This is a genomic window from Armatimonadota bacterium (genome assembly GCA_017993055.1).
In the GTDB taxonomy this organism is placed as follows: domain Bacteria; phylum Armatimonadota; class UBA5829; order DTJY01; family DTJY01; genus JAGONM01.
In genome coordinates, this window is record JAGONM010000010.1 from 99915 (window position 1) to 108625 (window position 8711).

The following is an 8711-nucleotide window of genomic DNA, read 5'->3' on the forward strand; positions in this document are numbered from 1 at the left end:
AACGCAGGCAACCTCTGGGACCCCTCAACTCGGACCGTCGATACAAGCGCTAAAGATGCCCTCATGGCGGACGAGACACACTTCGGAGCCGGTATCGGCGACTGTGCACTCGTTCGTTTCCCAGGAGTCCCGGACACGTACCACTGGCGCAGAGGTGTGGGACATTTCGACGCAAATCCCGCGTACAACAAGAGGCCGAAGACCCAGAGAACAGCCGCTGACACTGACAACAACGCAGTCGGCACCGACGAGATGATGGCAGTGATTCGTGATCTCTACGGCTCAGAGCGCAAGCCCCTCATCCAGGTGAACTGGTGGGGCTTTAATGATCCGGTCAAGGTGCTTGCGGTTCCCACGTTACCGGCCCAAGGCGCACAGGAGGCCGCGAACTGGGTCGAGTATTGCAGCGGGAGCGTTAGCCAGACCGTAGAGAGAGAGTGCCTGGTCGATCAGCAGGTAGAAAGCCGCACGGTACTGGAGTGGGCGATACATGAGGATTGGCAGCCGACGCAGTTCGTAGACAGTTTTGGCGACCCATCCTTGGATGCCACTGCACACGAAGCCGTTGCTGCCACTGGTCGCAGTTGGCTTTCCACCGAAGAAGCGCCGGCGGGTTACTTCGCCTGGCTGAGGCGCTATTTCGCGTGGCAGAGGGCGGGCAGCGAGACTTATGGAGACCCAGCGCAGCCCAAGTGGAAGAGCCTGACCGAGTTCACCGAGTCGTCCTACGGCGCGCCGTACGGCGTCACATACTGGGAGATCGGGAACGAGGAGTTCGTCCACCAGGGCGACGGCACGGGAGGGACTATCACACCCGCTGACTATGCCAACGGTGTGATCGCCTACAGCAAGAAGATGAAGTGCAAGGACTCCACGATCAAGGTCGGCGGGTCGTTGGACAACCGCAGCGTGTATACGGACGGCGTGAGCACGTGGGACGAAACGGTGATCGAGTGGGCCGGTACGTTTGATGAGACGTTCAGCATCTACCCCTTGGACTTCGGCTCCTCACACCTATACGCCTTCGTCGACACCGACAACCGCTATGCGCGGTACATCTACGGCAGCCGCTACCCGGACGAGCAGGACTGGGTCGAGCCAGTGTATCTGGAGGCCGGGGATTACCGGTTCCGGTTCAGGGTCAGAGGCACGCCGATCAACGATGGAGAGGCTATGTCGGACTACCCCATAATGGCGGCATGGCTGGTGACCTGCGACGGGAACGGACAACCCCAGAGGCCAATGTTCACCGGCAATGTTGTGATACGAGACGGCTGCAACGGGTTCTGGATGGACGCGGACATCAATCCGCCGATCGTCATGGAGGCTGCGCCGAAGATTACGCCGGATGCGCGAAGAGACTCGCAATATATTGGAACGCTCGATGGGATCGGGCAGAACCGATATATGGTGCGCTGGCCGATCAACGGGGGCGGGGCCGTCCAGAGATACACGCCTTTCAACTATGATTACACGTTCGATGTCGAGGTCGCCACTGCGGGATACTACATTCCCTGGCTCACCATGCCGAATAATCCGAACGCCGGCAATTGTCCAAGCGAGTGCTGCGACAACGGCCGCAGGATGGAGCAGTATTTGATGAGCTGCGTTCCTCTCGATAGCCAGGGGGAGCCGGTCGGGAGCGAGCAGCTTGTGGAGAATTGCGATGCCTCGGAACAGACAAGGGCCATTCTCGCCACGCCTACGCTCGTGGGGAGGCACATCGAAGACCTCAAGGCCCTCATCGCGCACGCCAAGAGCGTCCATGATGCCAACCCAGATATGGAGCTTGGTGTCACCGAGTTCGGCCATGCTATCGGAGGCACGGGTGTATTCGCTCAGATACGCAATCTGAAAGGAGCCGTCGCCTCCGCGTGCATTGTCCAGGAGATGCTTCGTCACGAGGTAGATTTCGGCTGTTTCTGGAACCTCAACAACTGGTTCTACCACATGGCCCAGCCCACCTGTTCGGCGGCATACGATCCCATCGAGAACCCTTCGCCCAGTTGCACGCCAGAGTCGTTTATCATGTCGCCCGCTGCCCAGGTTTACCGGCTCTTCCTCCAGCACACGGGGACAGAACTCCTGGACGACCCCGGCGTTACGACAGGCACGTTCACGACTCCGACCCCGATGTATGACAGCATCCCGACAGGTGAGTCCGCTCCCTACCTCAGCGCTCTCGCAACCGCAACGGACACGGACAGCGGGAACGGCTACTACGAGAAGATCTACGTCACGGTCGTCAACAAAGACTGGGCCGCGGACCGGGAGTGCACGATCACTCTGGACAACCTGGGAGCAGCACCCACGGGCGTCACCTGGCACACACTCAAGTCGTGGGATGCCACCGTGGCCGATCCGCTCGCGGCGCAGAACGACGGTGGCTATCCCGGCCGCATCAGCACGGTGAGCGTCAGCGGGGTCGCGCCCGAATATGACCCGCAGACGGACTATGATATCACCCACGTATTCCCCTCCGGCTCGATCACCGTGATGGAACTGACGGTAGGTAAGCCTGCTCCGGTCTATTCCACCGCCGATCTGATCAAGATGCCGGACGACTCCAGCGTGAGCCTGGACGGGAAGATCGTGACGGCGGTGTTCGGCGACGAGGAGGTCTTCTACATCGAGGAGCCGGATCGCACGGCGGGCATAGCCGTCGCATGGGATGAGACTGAGACTATGCCGACTGTGGGCCAGAAAGTCAGCCTTGAAGGAACTCTGGGCACGAGCGACGGCGAGCGCGTCCTCACGCCCGGTAGCCAGCCGACATACTCAGGCAACTCTCCCCTGGCACCGCTCGGCATGCGCAACCAATGGCTGGCAGGCAGCCCCGCCGGATCGAGCACGCCCGTTCCCATCACGGGATTCGGCCTCTACAACGTCGGGCTGCTGGTCCAGAGTTGGGGCAGGGTCACCGGCGTGGATACCGCCAACGGCGACTGGTTCTACATTGACGATGGTTCCGGCGTCTACGATCTGAGCGGACTGGGCACAGGCATCCGCGTGCTCTGGCCAAGCGGCGTCAACGTGTACGCTGACGACTACGTGAGGGTGACCGGCATCAGCGGGGCGACCGAGACGGCCAACGGAGCCATCCCGTTGCTGAAGCCGCGAAGCGATGGCGTCGAGGTCGTGAGTTCGTGGACCAACGAGAACGTCCCGCTCACCGCGGGATGCTGGAATCTTCTTTCGCTGGCGGGGATACCCAGTCTACCCGGGCCGGAGGATGTGTTTGTCGGCAACACGGCAATATCGCTCTCGGGCTGCCTGTACCGCTACGATGCGCCTTCGCAGACATGGGTGACGTACCAGGATTGCGGAGGCTCGGTATTCGGGGGCTGCCTCGTCGGCGAAGGCTACGGTCTGTATATCCCATCCGGCGGTGCAACTTCGTACAATCACCCACGGCTGCCGTTGGGCGGGGATCAATGGATAAGCCTGCCGTACGGGTCGGATCCCCCGGGAGATATGTCGCTGATAGGCAACCCGTTCACCAGCGATGTCAAGTGGTCTGAATGCAAGGTCACTGACGGAGTAACTCTGCTCAGTCTGCCGGAAGCGGTCATGGCCGGCTGGATACATGCTATCGGCACGCGGACCGGTTCGGCTTGGGAAGCAGTGGATGATCTCAGCACGGGTGAGATGGCGGCAAGCACGGCATACAAGGTCTATCCCGCCAGGAACGACCTGGCATTGATCATACCGGTCCCGCCGGCTCAGTAGGGAGAGGAGGAGAACAATGAAGAAGCTCATTGCGCTGACGATTCTGGCGTGTGCCGCCGTGATTCTCGCCGCTCCCTGCGGGGCGGCGGAGATGCGCGGCCTGTGGGTGGATGCGTTCCATCCCGGCTTCAAGAACGCTGAACAGACTGTCGATATGGTAGGCAAGGCGAAAGACTGCAACTTCAACGCCTTGTTCGTACAGGTACGGAAGCGCGGCGACGTGTATTACAGCTCCGCCATCGAACCGAAGGCAAGCGACTGCGCGGCCGGATACGATCCGCTGGCCGACATCATCGCAAAGGCGCATGCGAGCGGTCTGCAGGTCCATGCGTGGCTCTCGCTCTTCGAGGTTTATCACGACAACTCGTGGGTGAAGGTGGATGCCAACCAGGTTCACCTGACCCATCCCGAATGGCTGATGAAGGACGACCGAGGTCGGACGAAGTTCCCCGGCGACAAGGTCTTCCTCGACCCCGGAGTGCCGGCGGTCAGGGACTACCTCGCGGGACTGGCGGAGGAGATCGTTCGGAAGTACAACGTGGACGGAATCCACCTGGACATCGTGCGGTATCCGGCAAGGGAGGCCGGCTACAACGAGACCAGCGTCGCCCTGTTCAACCAGCAGACGAGCCGTTCCGGCAAGCCGGACAAGAACGATGAGGCATGGTGCAACTGGCGGAAGGCGCAGTCCACCCAGTTCGTGCAGGCGGTCTATCAGCGCGCGACCGCCATCAAGCCGGCGGTGAAGATATCGGCGGCGGTCTTCGCAAACCGGTCCGATGCGGCGGACTATCGCTTCCAGGACTGGGAGGCGTGGCTTCGAGCGGGCATCCTCGACTTCGCCGTGCCGATGAACTTCGCGCTCGACAGCCGGGTGTTCCTCACCAAGAGCGAGGAGACCTCGTCACTCTCGAACACCGGTCGGGCGATCTACATGGGTCAGGGCGGCTACAAGATGAGCGCGGATGCGGCGGTGGACCAGATCGCTATGGCCAAGAGCGCGGGCTACAGCGGAGTGGTGGTCTACAGCTACGCCTACTGCTCGATCCCACGGGGCGACGATGCTGTTTCGCTCATGGATGCGCTCAAGGCGGGCCTCTTCGCCAAGCCGGACACAGTCCCGACGCTCGCGTGGAAGCAGTAGCGATCCGAAGCGCAGCAGAATAGACGATACAGCAGGGCAGGCTCCAAAGGGCCTGCCCTTCCGCTTATATCGGTTACGTCAGATACTCCTCGAGCTTCTTGCGCCGCTTGGCGTGGCGGAGCTTCTTCAGCGCCTTCGCCTCGATCTGGCGGATGCGTTCGCGGGTGACCGCGAAGTGCCGGCCGACCTCCTCCAGCGTCCTCGGATAGCCGTCGTCGAGCCCGAAACGCATCCGGAGCACGTCGCGCTCCCTCGGCGTGAGCTCCGAGAGCACCTCCACGATCCGCTCCCTCAGCAGCTGATGGGTCGCCGCGTCGTCGGGCGATACGGTCTCCTGGTCCTGTATGAAGTCAGCCAGGTGGCTGTCTTCCTCCTCGCCGATGGGAGTCTCCAGCGAGAGCGGCTCCGGCGCGATGCGGTAGATCTCGCTCACGCGCTCGACCGGTATCTCCATCTCCTTCGCGATCTCGTCGAGCGTCGGGTCGCGCCCGAGCTCCTGAGTCAGGTGGCTCTGGGTCTTCATCAGGCGGTTGATCGTCTCGACCATGTGCACGGGTATGCGGATCGTGCGCCCCTGGTCGGCGATGGCGCGGGTGATGGCCTGGCGGATCCACCATGTGGCGTATGTGCTGAACTTGTAGCCCTTCAGGTAGTCGAACTTCTCGACCGCGCGGATGAGGCCGATGTTGCCCTCCTGGATGAGATCGGGGAACGACATCCCCCGGCCGCTGTACCGCTTGGCGATGCTCACTACCAGCCTGAGGTTCGACTGGATGAGCTTCTCCTTGGCCATCTGGGCCTCGACGGTCCTGCTGTCGTCCTCGGCGATGATCTTGGCGAGCCGGACCTCCTCCGCCATGTTCAGAAGAGGCGTCTTGCCGATCTCCCTCAGCCACATGCGCACGGAGTCGTCTATCGGCAGGCCCTCGATCGCGGCGATTTCCTTGTCGGGAGCGTCGGGCTCCTTGGCGGGCGCCTCATCATCTATGCCGACCGGCTCCTCGATCGCATCCTCGACATCCTTGCCCTTGTCAACCACCTGGATGCCCTCGTCGGCGAAGGTCTGAAGCAGGTCCTCGATCTGCTCGGCGTCAATATCCTCCTGGTGGCTGAGCGCGTCGCTTATCTCGTCATAGGTAAGCACACCCTTGCGCTTGCCCTCTTCGAGCAGCTTCCGCACTTCCACGTTGTCCTTGATCTCTTCAACTGTCACTGTCTTTATTCCCCTCACGGGCGCCCTCTTCCGAAAGCTTTCCGGACTCCTTCAGGTACGCCCTGAGCCGCTCCCTCGTCTGTTCGGGGCTGTCTCCCGCCTCGATGATCCCTTCCCGTATGAACGGCTGCATGACGTCCTGCGTGCGAAGCCTCTTCAGACGGGCCTTCTTTACGGACTCGGCGCATCCCCGCAGCCATTCCTCGGTCAGCGGCGGGCCTTCGTCGTCTACGGCCAGTTCCGAGATGATCTTCCCTGCGCCGCCGCCGACCGCCGCGAGCAGTTCGGGCACGCTGACGGTCCCTTGCTCCGCGATCATCCCCATCAGCGCCGATGCGGCCTCGCGCCCGGACTCGGTCGAGAAATCCTCCGGCGAGACCGACTCGGCGAGCACGGCGGTGTATTCGCTCCCGTGGATCAGCGCTCGGAGAATGCTTCTCTCCGCGCTGCCGATCCGCGCTTCCGGCTCGGACTCCGGCTGTTTCCTGTCCTCCTCGACGCGAGGGGCTCTGTGCGGGCCGGCGCCCCTGCGGCGGAGTATCTGCTCGATCTCGCGCCTGATGTCAACCTCGCCGATGCGCCCGCTCTCCCAACTGGGGTGGAAGCGGCCGACCGCCAGGCTCCGTATGTATTCTTCCCTCTGGAGGGTAGACGGAATCTCCGCCAGGATCCGCGCGATCTCCCTGAGCATCGAGGCCTTGCCCGCCGGCGTCGAGAGGTCGTGAGACTCCCTCAGCAGGCCCAACCTGTAGTCCACTATCGGCTGGGCGTCCGACAGCGCGGATGCGAACTCCGCCGTCGCCCCTCTTCGGAGCATGCTGTCCGGGTCTTCCCCCTTCGGCAGCCGGGCGATCCGCACGTCGAACTCCGCTTCGAGGAACATCGCCGCGCTCCGCAGGGCGGCCTTCATGCCGGCGCCGTCCGCATCGTAGGCCAGCACGATCCTCTTCGTGTAGCGGGACAGGATGTTCGTGTGCTCGGTCGTCAGGGCCGTGCCGAGCGTCGCAACGCAGTGGCCGAAGCCCGCCTGGTGCGCCGCGATGACGTCCATATACCCTTCGACGACTACCGCCGCGTCCTCCGCCGCGATCTTCTTCCGCGCGAGATTCAGGCCGTAGAGCGCCCGGGTCTTGCTGAAGAGCGGTGTCTCCGGCGAGTTCAGGTATTTCGGCTGATCGTCTCCGATCGCCCTCCCGCCGAACCCGATCACGCGCTCCTGGATGTCAAGGATCGGGAAGACCACCCGATGCCGAAACCGATCGTAATAGCCGCGATCGCCCTTGATGAGAAGCCCGGCCAGCGCGGCGTCGCCCTCGCTCACCTTCTTGCCGGCCAGATATGTCGCCAGCCCGTCCCATCCGGGCGCCGCGTACCCGAGCCTGAACTCCTCGATGGTTTCTTCTGCAAGCCCGCGCCCGACGAGGTACTCCAGGGCCGCCGGATTGCGTTTCAACAGGGCGGCGTAATAAGCCGCAGCGAGACCGTTGATCCTACTCAGGAGCTCTCTGCGGCTTGTCTGTCGGTCTTTGGAGCGCTGCAGCTCTACTCCGGTTTTCTTTGCCAGCCGTTCCAGCGCCTCCGCAAACGTAAGGTTCTCGATCTTCATCAGGAACGAGAACACGTCTCCGTGCTCGTCGCAGCCGAAACAGTGCCAGGACTGGAACTCCTCGCTGACGTTGAACGAGGGTGTTTTCTCCGCGTGGAACGGGCAGAGGCCCTTGAAGCTCTTGCCGGCGCGTTTCAGCGACACATACTCGGATATGACATCGAGGATGTTGATCCGCCCGCGGATCTCTTCAACTGCGTCGCGCGAGTCAACCACACGGAGCCACCGCTAGTCCATGAAGGCTATCGTTATGCTCACTACCTGGTTGCCGACCAGGGTGAACGCTACTCGATCGGAGTCGGCATACCTGGTGACGAGTTCGATCCCCGACCGTTCGTGCGACTCCGGGAAACCGTAGGCCATGATGACCTGCTTGTAGGTGCTGCCCAGAATGATGCCCTTGGCAGTTCGCAGGCCGGACCACTGCGCGCCCACAGCGGTGATCTGAAGCACGCGGCCCTCGGGGTCTATGATGAACTCCAGGGTCCTGTTCTGGGAGAACCGGTAGATCCAGGTAATCTCTCTCGCGTTCGCCTGCTGAGCCTGCGCCTGAGGAGCGCCCGGCATAGCGAGACCCGGAGGCATCTCGATACCCATACCGGGAGGCACCTCCATGCCCATGCCCGGCAGCCCACCCGGCATCTGCGCGCCGCCCGCCTGCGGGTCGCCCTGAGCCCGCGCGCCGACTCTGACCTCCGACGGGTCGCCGTATTTCTGGAGGACGTTCAGGCACGATCGCCCGAGCCTGATGCCGGCCAGGGATATCTCGGCCGCCGAAGCGGCCGTCGTCATGGCGCAGAACGCCGCGGCGATTATCAGGATTGCTATTCTAGGTTTTACAGACACGAAACCCCCTCGCTTTCCGCTTCCATACACGCAAGAAGCTTCAACAACCGACGCCGAATCTCCTTCCTGAAGCGTTAACATTTTTCCCGCCGCGGTCACATTCCTAACCTTCTGAAGCGCCGGCGGATTGCCAATGATAATAATAGGACGAGAATTCCAGATATGCGGTTCCG

The 8711-nt window shown here is 62.3% G+C and carries 5 protein-coding genes; 2 read left to right on the forward strand and 3 right to left on the reverse strand.

Annotated elements, in window-relative coordinates:
- Window positions 1-63 precede the first annotated feature (63 nt).
- Both KBC96_06130 and KBC96_06135 read left to right on the forward strand, forming a co-directional pair.
- Window positions 64-3729: a hypothetical protein gene (locus KBC96_06130; protein MBP6963966.1), complete on the forward strand. Its 3666-nt coding sequence runs from the start codon at window positions 64-66 to the stop codon at window positions 3727-3729.
- 16 nt (window positions 3730-3745) lie between these two features.
- Window positions 3746-4873, forward strand: a complete 1128-nt coding sequence (locus tag KBC96_06135) for a family 10 glycosylhydrolase (GenBank protein ID MBP6963967.1) — start codon at window positions 3746-3748, stop codon at window positions 4871-4873.
- A 73-nt stretch (window positions 4874-4946) separates the two neighbouring features.
- On the opposite strand, the gene rpoD is transcribed toward KBC96_06135, so the two are convergent.
- From rpoD to KBC96_06150, 3 genes are read right to left on the reverse strand one after another with little or no spacing between them, the layout of a single operon-like run.
- Window positions 4947-6086 carry an RNA polymerase sigma factor RpoD gene (gene rpoD / locus KBC96_06140; GenBank protein MBP6963968.1) on the reverse strand — a complete coding sequence of 380 codons (1140 nt, stop codon included), beginning with the start codon at window positions 6084-6086 and terminating at the stop codon, window positions 4947-4949.
- Window positions 6076-7908, reverse strand: coding sequence for a DNA primase (locus KBC96_06145; protein MBP6963969.1), 1833 nt, complete (start codon window positions 7906-7908; stop codon window positions 6076-6078). Before KBC96_06145 ends, rpoD begins: the two co-directional genes overlap by 11 nt.
- A gap of 12 nt (window positions 7909-7920) precedes the next feature.
- A complete protein-coding gene (locus tag KBC96_06150) occupies window positions 7921-8538 on the reverse strand; it encodes a hypothetical protein (GenBank protein MBP6963970.1) in 618 nt (205 codons plus the stop codon).
- Window positions 8539-8711: the final 173 nt, after the last annotated feature.